Genomic DNA, 22,729 nt, shown 5'->3' with positions numbered 1-22,729 from the left:
TGTCATATCTGTTTATTATTATTAAAAATGGTATTGCCAATCATTTATTAGAATGACAACTGCAAACCACCCATAACTGTGCGTACAGGTGCATAAGAGTTAACACCTGAATGAGATGTACCCTGGAAGCTGAATCGAGGATCAAGTCCCTTGCGAGCAGACCAGAAGCACAGGTTCTGTCCCTGAATATAAAGACGAATCTTGCTCAACATCAGCTTACGAGCCAGTTTTGTCGGAACACTATAACCAACAGTAAATGACTGGAAGTTAAGATACTTTGCACTTGTAAGGAAGCGAGTTGACTGTGCTGTCAAGTCTGGGTCAGTGTACATAAAGCGTGGAATATCACTGGAAGTATTGTTCGGTGTCCAAGCCTTCAGTACATCCTTAGACAGGTTAGAACCATCACCCTTTGTTCTGACATTACTCATCAATCCTGCATATCCAAAGTCATAGATCTGACCACCAAGCTGATAATCAAACGTAGCATTAAAGTCGAAGTCATAAACTCTCAATGTAGTTGTGAAACCACCATTGGCTACTGGTAACATCTCGTGAGTATAGTTCGTAGCCTCACTCCAGTCAGTTGTTGTAAAAGAGTGCTTAGAACCAGGCTTACTACTATTTGACAACTTACCAGCCTTGAAATCCCTATAGATATCCTCATCTACCCAATAGAGAGGCTGTCCCTTTTCGTTCACGCCAGCATAATCAGGCATCATGCCATTGTAGAGAGAACCTCCTTCAGCATACCACATCGGTATATTGAATCCGTTTGCCACATCAGCCTGTGAGAAACCACCATACTGTGCAATCTTAGTAGGGTCAAGTTTCAAAGCCTTTGCACGGTTGTGAGAGATGTTTGCCGATGCACTCCATACCACATTCTTGGTACGTATGATGTCGCCACTGACCGTAAATTCAACACCCGTATTGCGAATATCACCGATGTTTCCATAATAGGAAGTCTGACCAACACTTTCAGGTACACCTAACAAGAAGAGCATGTCGGTTGTCTTCTTGGTATAGAAGTTGAGCTCACCATTCAAACGGCTTTGGAAGAGTGCGAACTCCAGACCGACGTTGAAGTTGGTTGTCGTCTCCCAGGTAATATCCGGGTTACCGATGTATCTGAATGTCGGCAGCATGGCTTTCTCACCCCGTATCAACTCATATCTGTCAACATAGTTGAAGTCTGGGATACCGTCATTACCCTGCTGACCGACAGAAGCCTTGACCTTCAGGTTGTCAACCCACTTGGCATTCAGGTTCTGGAAGAAGTTTTCCTTGCTGATGATCCATGCACCACCGATGCTCCAGAAGTCGCCCCAGCGGTTGTCTTTTGCAAAGCGGCTGGAAGCGTCACGACGGTAAGAAGCCTGTGCAAAATACTTCTGGTCAAAGTTATAGAGCAGGTTTGCGAAATAACCTTCTACATTGTAAATCGTTCTGTATGAATGGCTGTCATAACGGTCAGCAAACGCATTGATTTCCTTGATGGCAGGTGAGAAACCGCCACGCGCCATGGCATCCAGATAGTTGTAATTAGACTTGTACCATTCATGGCCCAGCATCAACTGAACATCGTGCAAGCCGAAAGCCTTATGCACAGTCAAAGTCTGTACATAGTTCCAACGGTAGCTGAGACCGGCATCCTTGGTAATACGTCCCTTGTCGGCAGCAGCAGCTCCGATGAAAGGATTCTCATAGAAGGAGTAGCGTGTCAGGAGAAGGGTGATAGAGTTCGTTGAATTGAACTTCAACCACGGAGTAAACGTAACATCAAAGTTGAACTGTCCCTGCAACTGGTCAAGAATCGTATTCTGTTTGTTGTATCTGTTTGAGCCGAGCGGGTTACCTGTGCTGAGGAACGGTCTTGCTCCCATGCCCGGATAGTTGGTTGCCGGCACACCGAAGTCGTATCGCGGATGACCGTACTTGTCTGTCGCAATGACCGGGTTGCCGTCAGCATCCAACGTGCGTACATAAACAGGATAGATCGGAGCGATGTACTGTGTGAAATAACCGAGATTGGCCGAGCTCGAACTTGTATTGCTCAGATTAGGATTTGATTCACGGTCGGAGTGCACATAGCCTGCATTTGCCATAAGGTGGAGCCAGTCAGTAGCCTGATAGTCAGCCTTGAGACGTGCCGTGAAGCGTTCAAACGCAGAGTTTTCCAAGACTCCTTTCTCTTTCATATAACCAACGCTTGAATAGTAGCTCATCTTAGAATCACCACCACTCACATTAACATTATACTCATGACGGAATCCCTTACGATAAGCCTCATCTTTCCAGTTGTCAGGCTGAATGTAATACTTTGTACCATTATACTCATAAGCACGACCGAGGGTAGCCTTTGGATTGAGTTTACCATCAAGTCCTATAAGATTTTCACCAGCAGGAAGCGTATATGGATTATACTGCAAGCCAAAGCTCGGATTCTCTATCATGTTATCATTAGCCCATTTATTAGCCTGTTCATGAGACATGCCCTGCTTGTAGAAAGCATAATTGTAGAACTGAGAATAGTAAGCCTCCATGAACTCACCTGGATCCTTGAACACATCATAATCCTGAATACTACGGCTGGTGACACCCCACTTTGTCTCAACATTGATATTTGCTTTTCCTTTTCCTTTCTTTGTTGTGATAAGGATAACACCGGCAGCACCACGTGCACCATAAAGTGCAGCTGAAGAAGCATCCTTCAAAACTGTAACACTTTCGATATCATCCTGTGGGATATTACTCAAAGAAGCCGGGTAAGGAGCACCGTCAACGATAATCAACGGATCGGTTGAAGCATAGAGGGAAGCGATACCGCGGATATGGATGTCAGCGTTATCAGCACCTGGGGCACCAGACCCACCAGTCATCTGCAAGCCAGGAACCGATCCTACAAGAGCATCAGCCACATTGGTAGTAATCTTCTTTTTCAAATCACCAGAGTTTACAACAGCAGCAGAACCTGCAAAAGAAGCCTTTGTCTGTGTACCGAAGGCAACAACCATCACCTCATCCATTACCTTACCGTCTGGATCAAGTGTAATCTTCATGTTCGCCTTAGCTGTCAACGTCTGTGTTTTCATACCAATGTAGGAAACCATAATTTTAGACCCAGCCTTTGCAGACATAGAGAAATGTCCGTCTATGTCAGTTGCTGTACCTGTCTGTGTACCTACCACAAGGATGGATGCACCGACAACAGGCAGCCCATCTTCCGAGGAGATTACAGTTCCGCTAATCTCTGTTTGCGCCAGCGCAGTTCCTAAACTAAGGAATAGGCCGACTAAAAACATCATTAGTCTTTTTTCCATAAATTCTCTCTTTAAATTAATATAATAAACAAACTATTTCAGGACCAAACTATTAAAACGTAAGGTATTACAAAATTCACTATCATGGTAGATAATCTTCTTAACACTTTACAAAGATAGTATACCCTTTTTAAAGTTCCAAATTGAAATGAGCATAAAAAGAATATTTTCACATTTATTAGCATTTGGTTTTAAAGAAACGATACATTATTGCATGAAAATAAATTAATTATTACGTATAATGGTACTAAAAACACCATATTGTAAGCATAATGTTTTCATTCCCTATTAAAACTTAAAGTAGGTTCTATTAATTTTCACAGGAATTAATAGAACTCAACTCAAATTACCAAACTTCCCAGCTTGTTGGAAATGCTGGTTTGCCATTTCTGAGAAAATAGAATCAACAAAAAATATAGCTACACATAGAAACAGAGACAGAAGGTCCTATTTCTTCTTACAAGTACCATATCAACTTATTCACTTGTCTACTTATTCACTTGTTCCCCAACATTGTGTAAAGTCTTTTCGCACTCCTTGAAATCTATATACGGTCTTTGGGCTTCGTAAAGATGCCCAATTGGCTTTCAAAAGATGCCCTTTTGAAGCCTTACTAACGCCCTTTTGAAGCCCAACTAAGCACCTTTTGCAGAGAGCTCTTGTAAATATCTGATTTTATGTTAGTTACAAACCTGATTTTTACAGCTATTTTGAGCTATTTTCACAGGTCTCTACCTTTAAATTATGTAATAATTTTTCAAACTACTAAAAGCGTTTTTAGACATTAGACAAGAAATAATCTTCATCCCTTTTACACGGTTCTTCTGAAAATAAGAACTAAAAATAAATACTTAGAAGTCAAAAGAGAGCTGTCCATCCCCCAAAAGGTTATAACTTTTACGATGGTAAGAAGTGATACCATATTGACGAATTGCCTGGCGATGATTCTTTGTTGGATAGCCCATATTTGATTGCCAGTCATATTGCGGGTATTCTTCTGCTAAAGAAAGCATATAATCATCACGATAAGTCTTGGCGAGGATAGAGGCTGCTGCAATAGAGAGATACTTCCCATCACCTTTGACAATGGTTGTGAAAGGTAGATTCTGATAAGGCGTGAAACGGTTTCCATCAACTATAACCGCTTGTGGACGCACTTTCAACTGATCCAAAGCACGATGCATGGCAAGAAAAGAAGCATTGAGAATATTAATCTTATCAATCTCTTCTGGGGTAACGATACCCACAGCCCACGCTATAGCATCTCGTTCAATCTCCTCACGAAGTGCATAACGTTTCTTGGCAGTAAGTTTCTTAGAGTCGTTTAACAACTCATTCTGATAGTCGGGCGGTAAAATAACGGCTGCTGCATAAACACTTCCAGCAAGACATCCCCTGCCCGCTTCATCGCAACCAGCCTCCATGAGGTCTTCATAATAATGACTTTTCAGCATAAGTAATTAGCTTTAAACGTTAAAGAACCTTTTGTTTTAAGTTTATATAACAAACAATTTTTACAAAGTGAACATATTCTGCACAACGCGCAATTATATTTGCATACGTAAACCAATGATGGATTTTACACCTTATTTATATATAGCAAACAATTAAAGCAAAAAGAATATGAAAAAGGAAATGATTCTCACAGAGCGTAACACATCATATAACGAGCTTAGTCGTTTCTTCAAAGAGGTCGCAGTATGGTTCCAAACTCCAATGGAGTGGTTACGTAAATATTACAGTGCCGTCCTTGAACGGGAGGTGAGTAGCAAGCAAGCTTCGTATATGACGCAGGCACAGTTGGCTTTTATCTTAACCGTTGTTCCTATTGTTTCTTCAATGCTATTGCAGGGAGTTTGCCTTACTTGGTTTGCTTTCAGCTTTTACAAGTGTAAGAAAGGATAAGAAGGAACTGTACACCTTGCAAAACAGGCATTCATAAGCGTAATTAAACGCATACAAACGCCTGTTATCATTTACTTCTTTCCTTAAAACATCATTGCAACACGCTTGATACCTGCAACCAAAGCATCTACTTCTTCACGTGTGTTATATAGACCGAAGGAAGCACGAACAGTACCCAAAATACCGAGACGGTCCATTAAAGGCTGGGCGCAATGATGACCAGTGCGAACGGCAACACCTAACTGGTCAAGCAATGTACCAAGATCCATGTGATGAATATCTCTAACATTGAAGCTAATAACGGCATCTCCGCTATCATCAGTATGTCCATAGATATGCATTCCCTCTATCTCACGAAGCTGCTGAAGCGCATAACGCGTTAGGTCTTGTTCGTGGGCGAGGACATTATCCATACCTAAAGACGACACATATTCAAGGGTTGTAGCAAGTCCGTGTGTAGCAATATAATCAGGGGTTCCTGCCTCGAACTTCAGCGGAGGACGCTCGAAGGTAGTCTTCTCAAAGCTAACACGTTCTATCATTTCACCACCTCCCTGATATGGTGGTAGCTTGTCAAGCCACTCTTCCTTACCATAAAGAACACCCACGCCTGTCGGACCATACACCTTATGACCACTGAAAGCAAGGAAATCGCAATCGAGGTCTTGAACATCAACAGCAAAGTGAGGAACGCTTTGTGCACCATCCACAACTACGGGCACACCATGCTCGTGGGCAACACGAGTCATCTCTTTCACTGGGTTGATTGTTCCAAGAACGTTACTTACCTGCGTTACGCTAACAAGTTTGGTACGTTCGGTGAAGAGATTCTCATACGCCTCAAGCTTGAGTTTACCCTCATCGGTCATAGGTATGACTTTTAGTACAATACCTTTGCGTTGTTCTTGCAACTGCCAAGGAACAATGTTTGAGTGATGTTCCATCGTTGAGACAATGACCTCATCCCCTTCCTTCATACAGCCTTCCACAAAACTTGATGCGACAAGATTCAAACTTTCTGTTGTACCACGTGTGAAGACTATCTCTGTTGTTGAACGAGCATTGATAAACTTTCGCACCGTCTCTCGAGCAGCCTCATGCAAATCGGTTGCTTGTTGTGACATCCAATGTACACCACGATGCACATTGGCATTTACATTGAGGTATTCCTCCCGCATTGCATCCAACACACAGAGAGGTTTCTGCGTGGTTGCACCATTATCGAGATAAACCAATGGTTTGCCATAAACGGTGCGAGAGATAATTGGGAAATCTTCCCTAACTTTGTTTATATCGTACATCCTTTTTATTGGGCTAATAAGGCTAATTGGGCTAATAAGGCTTATTAGCCCAATACCAAATTACTTACACAACGTGCAACCTTCACATTTATCAAGCTCACCACGGAAACGCTTCTCTACTAAATGGTGGAGACGATCGCGCAGTGGCTCAAGTTCCATCTTGTCGATTACCTCATTAATGAAGGCAAACTCAAGGAGGAGCTTTGCTTCTTTCTTATCAATACCACGCTGCTGCATATAGAAGAGTGCTGCATCATTCAACTGACCAACGGTTGACCCATGATTACACTGAACATCATCAGCATAAATCTCAAGCATTGGCTGGGTAAACATACGAGCTGCCTTGCTGGCGCAGAGGTTGCGATTGTTCATCTGTGAAAGGGTCTTCTGTGAACCCTTGCGGACAAGAACACGACCAGCAAAAGCACCAACAGCATTCTCGTCAAGCACATACTTATAAAGTTCGGTACTTGTGCAATGAGGTACCTGATGGTCAATAAGCGTATTGTTATCAACATGCTGATTCTTATCAGCTATCACACAACCATTACAGAAGCACTCGCTACCCTCTCCCTTAAACACAAGGTCGAGCATATTACGAGTAACACCATTGTGCAATGTTATGACATTGTGACTTACGCGTGAATTGCGTTGCTGTTCGATGTAGACATTCGACACTCGTACATTCTTTGCATGCGTCTCTTCCATACAATTCAACTCAAGACTTGCATTATCACCAACGAAGGCTTCTATCACTTGCGTTGCAAGGAAATTCTGATCGTCAGCAGCGTGATCACAGAATAGAAATTGTGCCTTAGCACCTTCTTCCAGCACAATCAACACACGACGATTAACCATTAAATCGACATCAGAACGGAGGATATTTATAATCTGGACCGTACGATCGAGCTGCACATGCTTAGGAACATAGATAAAGAGACCATCCTGTGCCAACATCGTGTTAAGTGCTGTTACTGCATCTTTCTCCGTATTAGCCAACTTACCATAATACTTCTTTATCATTTCTGGCTGCTTCATAGCCACATGATTTAGGCTATCAACGATAACGCCCTCATTGAGTTTTACGTTAGGAAGGGCTTTCGTATAGAACTGGTCATTGACTATGAAGTAAAGAGAAGTGCTGAGATTGGGCACATCACACTTGAAAGTCTCATAAGGATTAACGGGAATCTCAAGACGGTTGAGATTCAATCCATAATCTGGTTCAAAGAGCTTTTGTATATCCGTGTACTTATAGCGTTCCACCTTTTTGGTTGGAAGGCCCTGACGGCGGAAGTCCTCAAAAGCCTTATCGCGTACCTCATTGAGAACAGGTGCAGCATGTTGCTTGATAAGTTGCTGCGCCTCTAAGTAGAGGTCTATATATTGTTTTTCGCTTTGCATTGTAATTTCTTTTTGGAGGTTTTACCTAAAGAATTCGAGGCTAAGACAACTCTCATGCCACCGATTAATCCTCAGCCTCAACTTCTTCCTTAATCCAATCGTAACCACGTTGCTCAATCTCCTTAGCAAGCTCTGGACCTGCTGTCTTCACGATACGACCCTTATAAAGCACATGGATAACATCAGGCTTAATCATATCGAGTAGTCGCTCATAGTGCGTAATGACAATAGCTGATGTCGTTTCATTGTGCATCTTGTTTACGCCCTCAGCTACGATACGCATAGCATCAACGTCAAGCCCAGAGTCTGTTTCATCAAGAATACTGAGCTTTGGCTCTAACATTGCCATTTGGAAAATCTCGTTGCGTTTCTTCTCACCACCAGAGAAGCCTTCATTTACACTACGGCGAGAGAGGTTTGAATCCATCCCAACCAACTGACGCTTCTCACGCATAAGTGCCATAAACTCTGCAGCCTTCATCGGCTCTAACCCTTCATAAGCGCGCTTTGCATTAATGGCTGCCTTCATAAAGTTGGTCATACTTACACCAGGTATCTCCACTGGATACTGGAAAGACAAGAAGAGTCCTTCATGAGAACGCTCCTCTGGCTTCATCTCCAAGAGATTCTTGCCATTAAACAATGCCATACCATCAGTTACCTCGTAGAGAGGATTACCCGTAAGTACTGCGCTAAGCGTAGACTTACCAGAACCATTAGGACCCATAATAGCATGAATCTCACCATCCTTAATTGTGAGGTTGATGCCTCTTAATATTTCTTTACCTGCGATGGTTGCATGCAGGTTTCTTACTTCTAACATATTACTTTTGTTTTACTTATTTTTGAAAAGAAAGGTATCAATTAAATCAAACACCATATCCACTATAAAATCAGAAGTGGAATAGTCACCACAAGCTATTCTCTCTGCTTTCTCTCGTTCATAACGCTCATCTGCCAATGACCGCGAAGTATCGTTGTTACCAAAGAAAGATTTCGACTTCTTCTTATAAGGAGGAATATCCTTTATAAAACTTGAACTCGTTACTGTGCGAAAGAGACGAGGCTCATAAGGCGTTGGTGCAACAACGTTACCCATTACCGATTGACAACTGCTTATTGACTCCTTTTTTACTTGTTCGCCAATAAGATACTTCTGCCACGGCTTTGGTTGCCATGACTGGGCTTGAAGCATTGTTGTAAGCAGCAAGCCAGACATAATCAGTATGACCCTTCGCATATTCCGTGTTTAGTTATATTACCCCACTGTTCCTTCCAACGTTACTGAAAGTAGTTTCTGTGCCTCAACAGCAAACTCCATTGGAAGTTTATTGAGTACGTCCTTAGCATAACCATTGACTATCAAACCAACGGCATCTTCTGTTGGAATTCCACGCTGATTGCAATAGAAGAGCTGATCTTCGCTAATCTTAGAAGTAGTAGCTTCATGCTCAACAATAGCCGTATCATTATGGATATCCATATAAGGGAAGGTATGAGCACCACAGTCTGAACCTAAGAGAAGAGAGTCACAACTTGAATAGTTGCGGGCATTCTCGGCATTCGCTGTTGCACGAACCAGACCACGATAAGAGTTCTGGCTATGACCAGCAGAGATACCCTTAGAGATAATTGTGCTCTTGGTATTCTTACCCATGTGTATCATCTTCGTACCAGTATCAGCCTCTTGATAGTTGTTTGTTACGGCAACAGAGTAGAACTCTGCTTGCGAGTTGTCACCCTTCAAGATACAAGAAGGATACTTCCATGTGATAGCCGAACCTGTCTCTACCTGTGTCCATGACAGCTTAGAGTTTACACCGCGTAGTTCACCACGCTTTGTAACAAGGTTCAACACACCACCCTTACCATTCTCATCACCGGGATACCAGTTCTGAACAGTAGAATACTTCACCTCAGCATTGTCCAATACAACGATTTCAACTACTGCTGCATGAAGCTGATTCTCATCACGCATAGGAGCTGTACAGCCCTCAAGATAGCTAACATAAGAATCATCATCAGCCACAATCAACGTACGTTCAAACTGACCCGTATTGATTGCATTGATACGGAAGTATGAACTAAGTTCCATCGGGCAACGAACTCCTTTCGGTATATACACAAAAGAGCCGTCACTAAACACCGCAGAGTTAAGCGCTGCAGAATAATTATCACGATAAGGAACAACACTTCCAAGATACTTACGTACCAAGTCGGGATGTTCCTGAACGGCTTCACCGATAGAGCAAAAGATGATTCCCTTCTCAGCCAACTGCTTCTTAAAGGTTGTCTTCACAGATACTGAGTCCATAATGGCATCAACAGCCGTACCACTCAATGCAAGACGTTCTTCCAATGGAATACCTAACTTATCAAAAGTCTTTGCTAACTCTGGATCAATCTCCTTATTCTTAGGCTTCTTCGCCAACGGATCAGCATAATAGGAGATATCCTGAAGGTGCAACTCTGGCAAAGTTAAGTGTCCCCAAGTTGGTATGGGAAGTGTCTGCCAGTAACGGAAAGCCTTCAAACGAAAATCGAGAAGCCAATCTGGTTCCCCTTTCTTCTGCGAAATAAGTCGAACGACATCCTCGTTCAGACCTTTCGGAATGACCTCCGTATGTACATCAGTCGTAAAGCCAAACTCATACTTCTGCTCTGCGACCTTCTTTACAAATTCATTATTCTTGTTCTCAGACATTTGTTTTTGGGATTAAAGAGAAGGAGGTAGCTTAGTCATTAGAAGGGTTAGAGGACTTAGAGATAATACGTTCATTTACTGTATATCTTTTATCTATAACCTTTAGCCCATTCAAATATGCTATTTACCCTTCCAATACCTATTGTTTAATTCACTTAAACTTATCGTTCTTATTCATCCAACAATAAGTTTTCAGTTTCCACCATCTCTATTCTCAATACTTATATACAATCTGTGAACATACAAGATGTATGCCACAAAGAGCAATGGCAACATTTGTTACCATAAAGAAAAAACCGTCTTTACTCCTTTATTGGAGAAAAGACGGTTTTTTATATTATTACAATTTCTGTTCAACCTCAATCTCCGTGAAGGTTTCAATGATATCACCTACCTGTAAATCATTGTAATTGACAAGTGAAATACCACATTCAAGTCCTGCCGCAACTTCCTTCACGTCATCTTTATAACGCTTCAGTGCATCAATAGGAGCAGTATGAACAACGATACCATCACGAACTATGCGACCCTTATCCTTGCTATGAACCTTACCTTCAGTAACGATACCACCAGCGACGGTACCAACTTTGGAAATCTTGAAGACCTGCTTAACCTCAAACTGACCTGTAACAATCTCCTTCTTCACCTTGTCAAGCATACCAACCATTGTAGACTTCACGTCGTCAATAGCATCGTAGATGACAGAGTAAGTGTTGATTTCAACACCTTCGCGGTCAGCCAAGCGGCGTGCATCAGCAGAAGGACGAACCTGGAAGCCGACGATGACAGCATCAGAAGCTGATGCCAACATAACATCGTTCTCTGAAATCTGACCTACAGCCTTACTGATAACGTTCACGTTAACCTTATCCGTAGACAGCTTGATGAATGAGTCAGACAATGCCTCAATAGAGCCATCAGTATCACCCTTCACAATGATATTCATCTCATGGAACTCACCACGAGCAATTCGGTGAGAGATATCAGACAATGTCAGACGAGTCTGTGTACGCAAGCCTTGCTCACGCTGCAACTGTTCACGCTTGTTAGCAATCTCACGTGCTTCCTGCTCAGTCTCCATCACGTGGAAGGTATCACCAGCTGTTGGTGCACCATTCAAACCAAGGATTATAGCTGGCTCTGCTGGTCCTGCACTTTCAATACGTTGATTACGCTCATTGAACATCGCCTTAATACGACCCCATGAAGTACCAGCGATAACGTTATCACCAACCTTCAACGTACCATTAGATACGAGAACCGTACTTACATAACCACGTCCCTTATCAAGTGATGACTCAATAATTGTACCTGTTGCCTTACGGTTAGGGTTTGCCTTAAGGTCAAGCATATCAGCCTCAAGCAACACTTTGTCAAGAAGGTCGTTTACTCCAACTCCCTTCTTAGCACTTATTTCCTGACACTGATACTTACCACCCCACTCTTCAACGAGCAGATTCATCTGTGACAAGTCCTCACGAATCTTATCAGGATTAGCTCCTGGCTTATCAATCTTATTGATTGCAAATACCATTGGTACACCTGCAGCCTGTGCATGCGCAATAGCCTCCTTGGTGGTAGGCATCACGGAGTCATCAGCTGCGATAATGATAATCACAATATCGGTAACCTGCGCACCACGAGCACGCATAGCGGTAAACGCCTCATGACCCGGAGTATCGAGCAAGGTAACCTTACGACCATTCTCCAATGTCACACCATAAGCACCGATGTGCTGAGTAATACCACCAGCCTCACCAGCAATCACATTCGTGTTACGGATATGGTCGAGCAAAGATGTCTTTCCATGGTCAACGTGACCCATGACTGTAACGATTGGAGCACGTGAGATGAGATCGTTCTCATCATCCACTTCTTCACTAACTGCCTCTTGTACTTCAGCACTTACATACTCTGTCTTGAAACCGAACTCATCAGCAACGAGGTTAATGGTCTCAGCATCCAAACGCTGATTGATAGACACCATGATACCAACAGACATCAAAGTAGAGATAACATTCGTTACTGGGACATTCATCATTGTTGCCAACTCAGAAACAGTAACAAACTCTGTCAGCTTCAATATCTTACTTTCCTTGCGCTCTGCCTTAGCTTCTGCGTTCAGACGCTCCTGAACAGCATCACGCTTTTCCTTACGGTATTTAGCACCCTTCTTATTCTGACTCTTGCTTGTCAAACGAGCAAGTGTCTCCTTTACCTGGCGTGCTACAGCCTCATCATCTACCTCTAAAGGCTTCTGATTACGATTGCGGTTCTTCTTACCCGCATTCTTGTTGCCACCGCCATTGTTATTATTATTTTTCTTACCATTCTGGTTCTGCTGCTGATTAGCGGCAGCATTGATATCAACGCGTTCCTTATTAATACGAACTCGTTTCTTCTTGCCCTGACCATTGCCCTGACCAGCCTTCTCTTCACGTTCTTTACGGCGTTCCTCCTTACTCTTCTTCTTAGGGCGAGTACTCTGGTTCAGTGTGCTGAGGTCTATCTTACCCAAGACATTCACCTTAGGAGTATTCAAGATTTTCTTCTCGTTCTTGGTCATGAACAAACCATTGTCTTTCTTTTCCTCAACTGCAGTGGATTCTGTTGTTGTATTAGCTGCAGCAGGCTTCGTCTCAACCTTCGTTTCTGCCTTTACTTCGACAGCTGGAGTTTCTTTCTTTGCAGGCTCAGTCTTTTTCTCAACAGGCTTCTCAACCTTTGGAGCTACGGACTTAACCTGTTCGTTACTTGTTGCATACTTCTTATTTGCTTCATGCTTCTCTACCTTCTTCTTCTCCTCTGCAGGTTTAACGGCAGCTGCAACTGGAGTTTCTTTCTTCTCAGCAGGAGCAACAGCTTTCTTTGCAGCTGGTTTATTCAGCTGATCAAGGTCTATCTTTCCAACTGGCTTAAACTGCTGACGTTCTGTCTTCATCACAGTCTCGCTCTTATGTTCTGCAGGACTTTTCCTTTCCTTTGTCTTCTTCTGTAAGAGCTTCGCTGCGTCCTTCTTTACCTCCTTGTCATTATTGAAGGCATCTACGAGAGCCTTATACTGCCCCTCGCTTAGCTTGAAGTTAAGCTCATTTTTTACCTCACCTAACTCTGGCTTCTTCTCTAAGAACTCCACTGCCGTTTGGAGTCCTATATTCAATTCTCGAATTGCTTTGTTTAATCTGATGCTCATTAACTTTATTTTTCGGTGTTGGGTGTTGGTTGTTGATATTCCTTTTTGGTAGAGAGGGGTTCCGAACATGGAGTTGCTGAATAGTCACACCCGTTAGCTTTCAGTCAACAACCATCACCCACCAACCAATCACCTTTTACTTTTCAAACTCTGATTTCAATACATTCAACACGCTATCGACAGTCTCTTCTTCCAAGTCTGCCTTTTCAATCAGCATATCTCGTGGAGCATTGAGTACCTGACGTGCCGTATCGAGTCCGATACCCTTAATGGCATCGATAACCCACTGATCAATTTCATCAGAGAACTCATCCAAGTAGATATCCTCCTCTGCATTCTGATCGTCAAGCTCACGGAACACGTCGATAGTATAACCTGTTAGCATACTTGCCAACTTAATATTCATACCGCCACGACCAATAGCAAGACTTACCTCCTCTGGCTGCAAGTAAACCTCAGCCTTCTTATTCTCCTCATCAACAGTAAGGCTGCTTACCTTTGCAGGAGCCAGCGCACGCTGAATAAAGAGTTTAGTATTTGCTGTCCAGTTGATAACGTCGAGGTTCTCGTTGCAAAGTTCACGTACGATACCATGAACACGGCTACCACGTACACCCACACAAGCTCCAACTGGGTCGATACGCTCATCAAAGCTCTCAACAGCAATCTTAGCACGCTCTCCCGGCATACGCGCAATCTTACGAATAGCTATCAAACCATCGTTGATTTCAGGTACTTCAGCCTCAAGCAGACGCTCAAGGAACTCAGGAGCTGTACGTGAAAGAATAATCTTAGGATTGTTATTCTCGTTGTCAACACGATGGATCACTGCACGAACAGTCTCACCCTTACGATACTGATCACGTGGAATCTGCTCACCCTTAGGGAGAATCAGCTCGTTGTTCTCATCGTCAACAAGAAGAACCTCACGCTTCCAAGTCTGATAAACCTCACCAGAGATAATCTGACCAACGCGATCCTTATACTTGTTATACAAAGAATCATGCTCCAACTCAAGAATTTTAGAAGCCAAAGTCTGACGAAGGTTTAAGATTGCACGACGACCGAACTTATTAAAGTCTACATCCTCACTAACATCCTCACCAACTTCATAGTCAGACTCTATCTTACGTGCATCTGTAAGACAAATCTGCTTATTCTCATCTTCAACCTCGCCATCAGCCACAACCACACGGTTACGATGTATCTCGAAGTCGCCCTTATCAGGGTTTACAATCACGTCGAAGTTTTCGTCACTACCAAAAATCTTAGCGAGAACATTACGGAAGCTCTCCTCCAAAACGCTCACCAATGTAGTACGATCGATGCTCTTGGTGTCTTTAAACTCCTTGAAGGTCTCGATCATATTCGGACGTTCTTCTTCTATTTTTCTTGCTGCCATAGCTTTACTTGAAACTAATTATGTATTTTGTATATTTTACTTCATCCATCTTGTACGCATGGTCTACATCCATCTTTACAGGACGCTTCTTACCCTCCACTTGTACTTTCTCATTGACAGCCACAACAAAGTCGTTACCATCAACGCTCTTCAATACGCCTTTGACTTTCTTTCCGTCCTTACCAAGCACCTCAACTTCCTTTCCAATGAAGTTCTGATACTGTTGAGGAACCTTGAACGGCTGACCTAATCCTGCAGAACCTACCTCAAGTTCGTAATCTTCCTCATCTCGAGAAAGATGATCTTCGATATACTTGCTCAACTCTACACAATCTTCAATCCACACACCATCGGCATGGTCAATCTCAACGACAATCTTATCGTCAGAACTGATTTGAATGTCAACCAGGAAGTATTCCTTACCTTCCAGCCACTCGTCAACGAGACTTTTTACAACGTTTTTATCTATCATAAGCGTTTTAATATGAAAAATGAGGGACTATTGAAAGCCCCTCATTCCTCTGAACGTTTGCAAAGTTACGAATATTTTCGCCACACACCAAATGTTTTACGGCTTTTTTATCAGCTTACAATTGATTTAATCGGAATAAAAGACAAGTCCAACAACTCATTCTTTTTCCACTTCATCTTGTTCATTTGCATGCGGGTTTTGCTTTAGCACAAAAACCACAGCTAAACCTATACCTGCCGTTATCATAAATCCAGCTGTTACATCATGACCATAAAGAGCTAACAGACTCGACAAGCCAATAAGAATTATAACAATAGAACACCCCATCCATTGCCCTCTTCGGCTTTCTTTTAATCCACTTGTTACGATATTTCTTTCTGTGCTTATTCGATGTTCCACCTGCTGTTCCATCAAACATAAAATACGTTCTGGAGCATCAGGAATAACCTTTCCATAAGCCTTAAAATCTTCAGGAGCAGGCAAAGGACCACAAAAAGTGTGTTCCGTTTCTAATGCCATAAATGCACTTTCTATCTTGGTGCGTTGTTCTGGTTCTAAGGTTTCAAGAATTTTATTGATATCGGTTATTCTTCTGATAACTCTTCATTCGTAGGCAACGTGGACACGTTTTGTTTAGTCTTTTCCCGTTTATCGTTTTCCATAATTTAACCGTCTTAAAACAGCATTCATATCATTTGCTATAAGCCTTGTATCTCGCTGCAAATCTTCAAAGTCGTTTCCGTGCAGATAGCGTTCAAAGCGCCTCCTTGACATAACACCAATCACAGACAAGAAACCAGACCGCATCGTTGGTCTTTCTGAAAATAAGACCGATGTGGCAACTTTCTTCTGTTCTTTTTTCTTTATAAGTTTCATAACGACAATGATGTTATTATATGAACATGCTACGAATTTACATATTTTATTCGAGAATTCCAAGCCTTCACGTAATTATTTTTCGTATTATAAGAAGAAAAACACCATTTTCATTAGCCCGAAGAAGCTTACCAAAATCAAAATCCTTTCGAGAACATAAATATTTATTTTCACGAAGAGAAATATTTTTCTTCACGAACAAAAATATTTTTTTTCATGAAAATAATTCGACAATCGTACTCTTTGAACATTCAAACAGCTAAATACATCCCATTTATCTTTGGTTTTACAACACTTTTTTCACAGTAAATTACTCTCCATTCAACTATATACTGTATCGTATTTAACCCTCAACACCAATGGTGTTTACCAACAGCACCACACGTGCTGAGTACTAACACGACAATAGAAAAACTGAGAAATGATAACAAGGCTGCACTAACATAAAACCGAAACCATATTAATAAAATAAGGCTTATAGGTTCCAAACAAACCTATAAGCCTTAATCATTCTATAATGTTCCCTTTATTTCGCCTTTGTTTTTCTCTTGTTATCAACAGCTACATTGACAGCAGGCTCAAGCTTAACTAATGTCTGACTTACAACAGGTTGCAGGAGCTTCTTATACTCTACAGGGTTTTTCAGAATCTCCACAGCCTTTTTCCACTGCTTATCAAACTGCAGACTATTCTCTAACGAACCTTTCTGATAGTAATAAGCAGAAACGAGATCGCTTGTCAGCAATTTCTTCAGTGCCTGCTTGTTATAATCAAGGTCTTTAGCAAGATTATGATTCAGCTTTTTCTCCAAAGCTTCAAACTCTGGTTTTGCATCGTCATAATAGCCTTCAAACTTAGCTAACTTCACAAGGTTTTCCAAATATTTCTTACTTTCGCGGTCATACTTGAAGCCACTCTTCAATACCGCCTGCTTGAAGTCTTCAAAATCAGCATCTGAAATAATAAAACTCTTTGCAGGACCAATTGATGGATGCTTCTTCAAATACTGCAACTCCCAGTTCCACATCACCTCCGTTGAATCGCGACCAGAGGAAGCAAGATAGAAAGCAATGTTTGGAAGAGAGTCAGGACGTACCTCTACATCAGGCTTAATACCACCACCATCGCGCACTTCACGACCGTTTGCCGTACGGAAAACACGTGTCAGCGAATCAGGTACATGCTCAGTATATCCACCATTAGCATGCTTATAGTTGATAGCCTGAATACAACGTCCACTTGGAATATAATACTTGCTTGACGTAAGCTTTAAGTTTGCATTATATGGAAGATCCATTGAAACCTGCACGAGTCCCTTTCCGTAAGTACGTGTACCGAGAACGACAGCACGATCGAGGTCTTGCAAGCTACCACTGGTAATCTCACTGGCACTCGCCGACTCATCATTTACCAGCACAACGATAGGCATGAGGGTGTCGATTGGTTCAACGGTTGTCTTATATTCATTGTTCGCACGCTCCATCTTACCCACCGTCTTCACGAGCGTAATACCTTTCGGTACAAACATATTTACGATGTTTACTGCTTCCTGCAAGCTACCACCACCATTGTTACGGAGGTCGAAGACAAGCGAGGTAATACCCTGTTTCTTCATATCAAGAAATGCACGTCGAACATCCTTTGCACATCCTGTTGTGAAAGAGTTGAGATTCAAATAGCCTACTCCACCATCCTGTACACCATAATATGGCACTGCAGGGAGCTGAATAGCACGGCGAGTAATCTTAAATTTCATCTTCTTATTCGTTGATGGGCGCTGAATAGTCAAGATAAAGGTGGTACCAGCATCACCACGAAGATGATTGCTGACAAACGAAACATCCTTACCTACCATCGACGAGTCACCAATAGCAAGAATAACATCACCCTTCTTCAAGCCAACTTCCGCTGCAGGCATATTCTCGTATGGCTCATCAATCACCGTATTCTTCAATAAGAAATTATAACGAATCAATGCACCAACACCTGCATACTTACCCGAAATCATCATGTCGAGGTCTTTTACCTTCTCCTCTGGATAATAAACCGTGTAAGGATCGAGCGAACGAAGCATGTAATTGATACCTGTTCCGATAACTTCATCAGCGTTGAGGCTATCAACATACATCAGATCAAGATACTTGTAAATAGCCGAAAAAGTCTCAAGATTCTTTGCTACCTTAAAGTTATGTTCCTTTTCAGCAGTGCTTTGTGCCATAACAGACCCGCTAAAAGTAAGTGCCCAGAGTCCGAAAGCCAAAAAAAAATTTCTCATTATATATTATATCCGTTTATTGTTTAATGTTCTTATAACGGGACAAAAGTACATTATTATAATGGAAAACAGGTCTTCAAAAGCATGAAAATAAAGAAAATCACGATTTTATTGAAATTTTCTTCAAAAACATTTGGTGGGTTCAAAGAAACATAGTACCTTTGCAACCGCTTACAAGAAATAAGCAATACAACTGCTTCAGTAGCTCAGTTGGTTAGAGCACCTGACTGTTAATCAGGGGGTCGTTGGTTCAAGCCCATCCTGGAGCGCATCAAAAGGAATTACGAAAGTAATTCCTTTTTTGTTTTCATACCCAAGAAACTCCAACACAGAACAAACCCAACTGCTTATTTTATCCTCAGCTTCTGATACAGGGAATCTGTTTTTCTTATATTTCAAGATGCCGATAAGACTTCAAAAAACCTTACATATCTTTAAACAAAACGCCTATAAACAAAGACAAAGACACCTATAAAAAGCAAGTTTACAACCAACAGAAAATCAGCCAGTTATAACGTCGTGCAAGAAAAGGTGCTTAATCGGACTTCAAAAGGGCGTTAGTAACACGCCAAAAGAGCATCTTTTGAACCCTAACAGGGCGTCTTTTCAAAGCCAAAAGACCATGTATTGATTTCAATATGCATGAAAAGGATTTACATCTACCTGTAAGTAACGGAATAAAGGAGCTGTTAACAGCCAACTTTCACATACTTATAGCACAGCCTTTTGGTCCATCTTAACCTTGTTTTAATACTTCAAAAAAAGACAAACATCACTTACGTGTACCAGAATGAGTTATGTTAAAGAAATTTAATTACGCTAACCTCGAGGCAAGGTTCTTCAAAAAACGCATTTAATAACGTAAAACATACAATTAATAATATAGAAGTATAACTCTCAACTAATCAACAAACAAAATGAAAAAATTAAAGTTAAGAAAAGAACTAATGCTTATGCTTCCCATCCTCTTGGGCGCATGCACCAATGACAAAGATGGAGATTTGGGAACAAACACGGGAAATGGAGCTTTCCCAACAGCAATCAATTCGTATGTTCATTCCATGCCTTCGGTAAAGCAGATAGAACCTTTCTCTGAGAGAAAAGCCAGTGAAGCGAAGACAATCTCTCTCATATCTCCACTTGCAAGTACAAGAGCAGGAGCTACAAAGGAATTCTACGAGCAGGCAAAAGAGTTTGAGGAACAGCTTCTCTTCTCAGATGATAAAAACGTTTTCTATCCAGGCGCACTGCTTCGGGCGAAGAGTGTGATTGAAGGAGAGTACGACCCTATTGAGGCAGAACGTGCTCCGATGGTCCTTTCCACTGATCTTCCTGGCAGTTCTGACCCAACAGTCAGGATAGAGAACCCCACCCTTTCTGGCGTGAGAAAAGGAATCAACGAGTTACTTAGCCGTGGCTTCAATGCTCCTGCAGCCAACCTCACCTATTCAATTGAGGAAGTTTACGACAAAGCACACCTCAAAATGGCAATGGGCGGCAACTACAAGGGTGCTGCTAACACTGTGGAGGCAAGTGCAGGCTTCAGCTTTGACAAGGAAAAGAACCGTTTTCTTGTGAAAGTGCAGCAGGTATTCTATGAGCTTAGCATTGACCTTCCTAAAAAGCCATCCGACCTTTTTTCCAAGGAATTTGATTACAAGAAAGAGTTTGGAAACGAGAAGCCGTTATTTGTTTCTTCTGTAAAATACGGACGAATTCTCCTCTTGGGTATTGAGACGAACATGACAAAGAAAGAGGCTGAAGCAAAGCTACAAGCGTCTGTGCTGGGCGGAAAGATTGGCGCAAATGCAGAGGCTGCATACCAGGACCTGCTGAAAGAGTCAACTATCAAGGGACGTGTCCTTGGTGGTGATGCCAAACTTGGTGCGCTGGCAGCCATCAATCTGGAGGATGTTAAGAAGTTCATCGGCGAAGGTGCACGCCTGAGTACTGAAAATCCCGGTGCTCCGATTGCCTACAAGCTGAAGGAACTCGGAACCAACCGTACATTCAAGACGGTAATTTATTCCAAATACACCAAGAATGACCCTTATGCAGGTGAGTTCTCACATATCAGCTTCGACCTGATTGTTTTGGACGAACTGAAATCATTGTCAGGTCAGAAACTCGATGCAGGAAGAGGCTTCATACAGTTTGGTGATGATGCTAAGCAGCGGACAGAATTCTTCTTCGACCGTTGGAGCAGACGCATACGCCACAATTTCCCGAACTACAAAAGCGGAGAAAAGATCCTTGTCGTATTTGAAAGAGGAAAAAGGAGTGATGGTTTCAAGGAAAAATACACCTTTGAAGTTCCTCTGTTCGAGACCCTGGTGAGAGAAGGAAAGAAACTGGGACAAGGAGGCGTAAACAAACTTTACGACACAGCGAAGAATCCTCTGAACCTACGTGACACGACAGGAGAAGTGACATTGACCTTCGGAATAGAGAATCTGAAGTTTCACAAGTAAACTATCTTCCATACAGACTGCTGTCAAAACATCAGCAGTCTGTAACCAAACTGAATGAAAGACCATAAAAACCGCTGCGGGGATATGGATGTATATACATTTTCCCACCTAAGGTTTTACATTCATTCATTGTTTTCTCTTTGAAAAGAATCTGGCAAAACGCCAGGTTCTTTTATTTTTTTCCTTTTCTTCATACCCTTTTATGAAATACCCCTGAAAAAAGAAAGGACACATTACTGTCGTGAGAACTCATCGGCTCTTTTATCTTTTTCTTTATTATAAAAAGAATTTTCGCCATCATCTATCCTTCCTACAGGCTCTCAAACTTCATGAATAGGTAGATCAGAAAAGTAGGGAGTAAGACAAAGGTACAACGATTGAAAGTAAAAAGAGTAGCTCATAAGACAGAAAAAACACAGCAAAACAGTTCTTATAGATGTCAAGTTATAATTTCTTTTCATGAAAAGAAATATTTTTCTTCATGAACAGAAATATTTATTTTCATGAAAATAAATATTTTTCATCGTGAAAAGAATTTGATAATGTCGGTGTATTGGAGAAGATGGGGAAACAGCTGGCGTGCTAAAGATATATTTTTTGCCAAGGAGAAAAGCATCAAAAAAATAGGATGAAAACAGAAAAGGGCACATGGAATCCTGCTCAAGGAGACACATGCACCCATAATAATTATTATATGTCAGTTTGAAATTCTGTTCTTATTTTGAACGCCAAAGACCATGGAGGTTGCAGTACTCACGTGCATAAACCTCAGTTGCATCAGTCTTGAACTCAGCTACCGGATGGTCTGTCGGATCGAGATACTTACGGAGGACCTCGTTGTTATTGGTTACCAACTCAATCCAAAGGATAGAGTGAGCCTCAGTCATCGGGTGCTCAACCTCACCTACGGTTACACGGTAGCCACCTTCAATCTTCTCAACAACTGGCACGTGCTTCTCTGTTGCAGCGTCAGTAGTATTTTCAACTACGTGCTCCATCTTTCCTACTCCACACTCACCGCCTACCAATACTTCAACGATGTGACCACACTCTGTACACTTATATAACTCGTTTCTTTTTGCCATAATAAATTATTTCTTAATGTTATGTCTGCAAAGATATATCTAATTTCCGAAAGAAACAAACTTTCTTCTTGTAAATATTACAAGTTTTACATTCTTTAAGACTCCGTTTGCTATAATAGTTGCTTATCAATTACGAATCTTCTTACCTAATTTCATTCGAAAAGCTTTGTTTACTACACCCTATTCCACCATCTTTTACCATTGTTATGATGCCTAACACCAATGGTGCTGTTGGTAAACACCAATGGTGCTAACAATGAGCACATAATGTGCGGAGGGCTGAATACCACACAACTCATCGTATAATTAAGCATAACA

At 41.8% G+C, this 22,729-nt stretch carries 16 protein-coding genes and 1 tRNA gene; 3 read left to right on the top strand and 14 right to left on the bottom strand.

Annotated features, from left to right (window positions below; translation table 11 throughout):
• Positions 1–47: 47 nt before the first annotated feature.
• Positions 48–3,323: a SusC/RagA family TonB-linked outer membrane protein gene (locus J5A56_RS08235; RefSeq protein ID WP_021671203.1), complete on the bottom strand. Its 3,276-nt coding sequence runs from the start codon at positions 3,321–3,323 to the stop codon at positions 48–50.
• Between the two features lie 851 nt (positions 3,324–4,174).
• Positions 4,175–4,777, bottom strand: coding sequence for a ribonuclease HII (locus J5A56_RS08230; RefSeq protein ID WP_021671202.1), 603 nt, complete (start codon positions 4,775–4,777; stop codon positions 4,175–4,177).
• 169 nt (positions 4,778–4,946) lie between these two features.
• On the opposite strand from J5A56_RS08230, the gene J5A56_RS08225 reads away from it, so the two are divergent.
• Complete coding sequence (locus tag J5A56_RS08225; protein ID WP_021671201.1) at positions 4,947–5,228, top strand: hypothetical protein; 282 nt, start codon at positions 4,947–4,949, stop codon at positions 5,226–5,228.
• 83 nt (positions 5,229–5,311) lie between these two features.
• On the opposite strand, the gene J5A56_RS08220 is transcribed toward J5A56_RS08225, so the two are convergent.
• The 11 genes from J5A56_RS08220 to J5A56_RS08170 all read right to left on the bottom strand — a co-directional run bounded on the left by J5A56_RS08220 (position 5,312) and on the right by J5A56_RS08170 (position 18,855).
• Positions 5,312–6,529, bottom strand: a complete 1,218-nt coding sequence (locus tag J5A56_RS08220; RefSeq protein ID WP_021671200.1) for an aminotransferase class V-fold PLP-dependent enzyme — start codon at positions 6,527–6,529, stop codon at positions 5,312–5,314.
• A gap of 60 nt (positions 6,530–6,589) precedes the next feature.
• Positions 6,590–7,933, bottom strand: coding sequence for a Fe-S cluster assembly protein SufD (gene sufD, locus J5A56_RS08215; RefSeq protein ID WP_021671199.1), 1,344 nt, complete (start codon positions 7,931–7,933; stop codon positions 6,590–6,592).
• A 64-nt stretch (positions 7,934–7,997) separates the two neighbouring features.
• Positions 7,998–8,756, bottom strand: coding sequence for a Fe-S cluster assembly ATPase SufC (gene sufC, locus J5A56_RS08210; protein ID WP_021671198.1), 759 nt, complete (start codon positions 8,754–8,756; stop codon positions 7,998–8,000).
• A gap of 12 nt (positions 8,757–8,768) precedes the next feature.
• Complete coding sequence (locus J5A56_RS08205; protein WP_249112161.1) at positions 8,769–9,128, bottom strand: hypothetical protein; 360 nt, start codon at positions 9,126–9,128, stop codon at positions 8,769–8,771.
• A 63-nt stretch (positions 9,129–9,191) separates the two neighbouring features.
• On the bottom strand, positions 9,192–10,637 hold the full coding sequence (gene sufB / locus J5A56_RS08200; RefSeq protein WP_021671196.1) for a Fe-S cluster assembly protein SufB: 1,446 nt from the start codon (positions 10,635–10,637) through the stop codon (positions 9,192–9,194).
• 340 nt (positions 10,638–10,977) lie between these two features.
• Positions 10,978–13,830, bottom strand: a complete 2,853-nt coding sequence (infB, locus tag J5A56_RS08195) for a translation initiation factor IF-2 (RefSeq protein ID WP_036919133.1) — start codon at positions 13,828–13,830, stop codon at positions 10,978–10,980.
• A gap of 136 nt (positions 13,831–13,966) precedes the next feature.
• Positions 13,967–15,232: a transcription termination factor NusA gene (gene nusA, locus J5A56_RS08190; protein WP_021671194.1), complete on the bottom strand. Its 1,266-nt coding sequence runs from the start codon at positions 15,230–15,232 to the stop codon at positions 13,967–13,969.
• Between the two features lie 4 nt (positions 15,233–15,236).
• Positions 15,237–15,704 (bottom strand): ribosome assembly cofactor RimP, encoded by a 468-nt coding sequence (rimP, locus tag J5A56_RS08185; RefSeq protein ID WP_021671193.1) that lies wholly within the window; start codon positions 15,702–15,704, stop codon positions 15,237–15,239.
• Between the two features lie 156 nt (positions 15,705–15,860).
• Positions 15,861–16,223, bottom strand: coding sequence for a DUF2335 domain-containing protein (locus J5A56_RS08180; protein WP_021671192.1), 363 nt, complete (start codon positions 16,221–16,223; stop codon positions 15,861–15,863).
• Positions 16,224–16,352: 129 nt separating this feature from the next.
• The gene (locus tag J5A56_RS08175) at positions 16,353–16,580 is read right to left on the bottom strand and encodes a hypothetical protein (protein ID WP_021671191.1); all 228 of its coding nucleotides are present in this window, start codon (positions 16,578–16,580) and stop codon (positions 16,353–16,355) included.
• A gap of 526 nt (positions 16,581–17,106) precedes the next feature.
• Positions 17,107–18,855, bottom strand: coding sequence for a S41 family peptidase (locus J5A56_RS08170; RefSeq protein WP_021671189.1), 1,749 nt, complete (start codon positions 18,853–18,855; stop codon positions 17,107–17,109).
• Positions 18,856–19,050: 195 nt separating this feature from the next.
• Between J5A56_RS08170 and J5A56_RS08165 the strand changes: the two genes are divergently transcribed.
• Both J5A56_RS08165 and J5A56_RS08160 read left to right on the top strand, forming a co-directional pair.
• Positions 19,051–19,124, top strand: a tRNA-Asn gene (locus J5A56_RS08165).
• A 648-nt stretch (positions 19,125–19,772) separates the two neighbouring features.
• Complete coding sequence (locus tag J5A56_RS08160) at positions 19,773–21,326, top strand: thiol-activated cytolysin family protein (protein WP_021671188.1); 1,554 nt, start codon at positions 19,773–19,775, stop codon at positions 21,324–21,326.
• A 716-nt stretch (positions 21,327–22,042) separates the two neighbouring features.
• Here J5A56_RS08160 and J5A56_RS08155 read toward each other — a convergent pair.
• Entirely contained in the window at positions 22,043–22,411 is a 369-nt protein-coding gene (locus J5A56_RS08155; RefSeq protein WP_021671186.1) for a desulfoferrodoxin family protein, read from the bottom strand.
• Positions 22,412–22,729: the final 318 nt, after the last annotated feature.

Origin of the sequence: Prevotella melaninogenica (assembly GCF_018128065.1) — a bacterium.
Taxonomy (GTDB): domain Bacteria; phylum Bacteroidota; class Bacteroidia; order Bacteroidales; family Bacteroidaceae; genus Prevotella.
The sequence above is the reverse complement of the archived record's forward strand: the minus strand, read 5'-3'. Positions and strand labels throughout refer to the sequence as shown.

What these genes read in the sequence shown, in the direction of transcription:
- J5A56_RS08235 (WP_021671203.1), bottom strand. Translation starts at nt 3,323, where the DNA reads ATGGAAAAAAGACTAATGATGTTTTTAGTCGGCCTATTCCTTAGTTTA.
- J5A56_RS08230 (WP_021671202.1), bottom strand. Translation starts at nt 4,777, where the DNA reads ATGCTGAAAAGTCATTATTATGAAGACCTCATGGAGGCTGGTTGCGAT.
- J5A56_RS08225 (WP_021671201.1), top strand. Translation starts at nt 4,947, where the DNA reads ATGAAAAAGGAAATGATTCTCACAGAGCGTAACACATCATATAACGAG.
- J5A56_RS08220 (WP_021671200.1), bottom strand. Translation starts at nt 6,529, where the DNA reads ATGTACGATATAAACAAAGTTAGGGAAGATTTCCCAATTATCTCTCGC.
- sufD (WP_021671199.1), bottom strand. Translation starts at nt 7,933, where the DNA reads ATGCAAAGCGAAAAACAATATATAGACCTCTACTTAGAGGCGCAGCAA.
- sufC (WP_021671198.1), bottom strand. Translation starts at nt 8,756, where the DNA reads ATGTTAGAAGTAAGAAACCTGCATGCAACCATCGCAGGTAAAGAAATA.
- J5A56_RS08205 (WP_249112161.1), bottom strand. Translation starts at nt 9,128, where the DNA reads ATGCTTCAAGCCCAGTCATGGCAACCAAAGCCGTGGCAGAAGTATCTT.
- sufB (WP_021671196.1), bottom strand. Translation starts at nt 10,637, where the DNA reads ATGTCTGAGAACAAGAATAATGAATTTGTAAAGAAGGTCGCAGAGCAG.
- infB (WP_036919133.1), bottom strand. Translation starts at nt 13,830, where the DNA reads ATGAGCATCAGATTAAACAAAGCAATTCGAGAATTGAATATAGGACTC.
- nusA (WP_021671194.1), bottom strand. Translation starts at nt 15,232, where the DNA reads ATGGCAGCAAGAAAAATAGAAGAAGAACGTCCGAATATGATCGAGACC.
- rimP (WP_021671193.1), bottom strand. Translation starts at nt 15,704, where the DNA reads ATGATAGATAAAAACGTTGTAAAAAGTCTCGTTGACGAGTGGCTGGAA.
- J5A56_RS08180 (WP_021671192.1), bottom strand. Translation starts at nt 16,223, where the DNA reads ATGGCATTAGAAACGGAACACACTTTTTGTGGTCCTTTGCCTGCTCCT.
- J5A56_RS08175 (WP_021671191.1), bottom strand. Translation starts at nt 16,580, where the DNA reads ATGAAACTTATAAAGAAAAAAGAACAGAAGAAAGTTGCCACATCGGTC.
- J5A56_RS08170 (WP_021671189.1), bottom strand. Translation starts at nt 18,855, where the DNA reads ATGAGAAATTTTTTTTTGGCTTTCGGACTCTGGGCACTTACTTTTAGC.
- J5A56_RS08160 (WP_021671188.1), top strand. Translation starts at nt 19,773, where the DNA reads ATGAAAAAATTAAAGTTAAGAAAAGAACTAATGCTTATGCTTCCCATC.
- J5A56_RS08155 (WP_021671186.1), bottom strand. Translation starts at nt 22,411, where the DNA reads ATGGCAAAAAGAAACGAGTTATATAAGTGTACAGAGTGTGGTCACATC.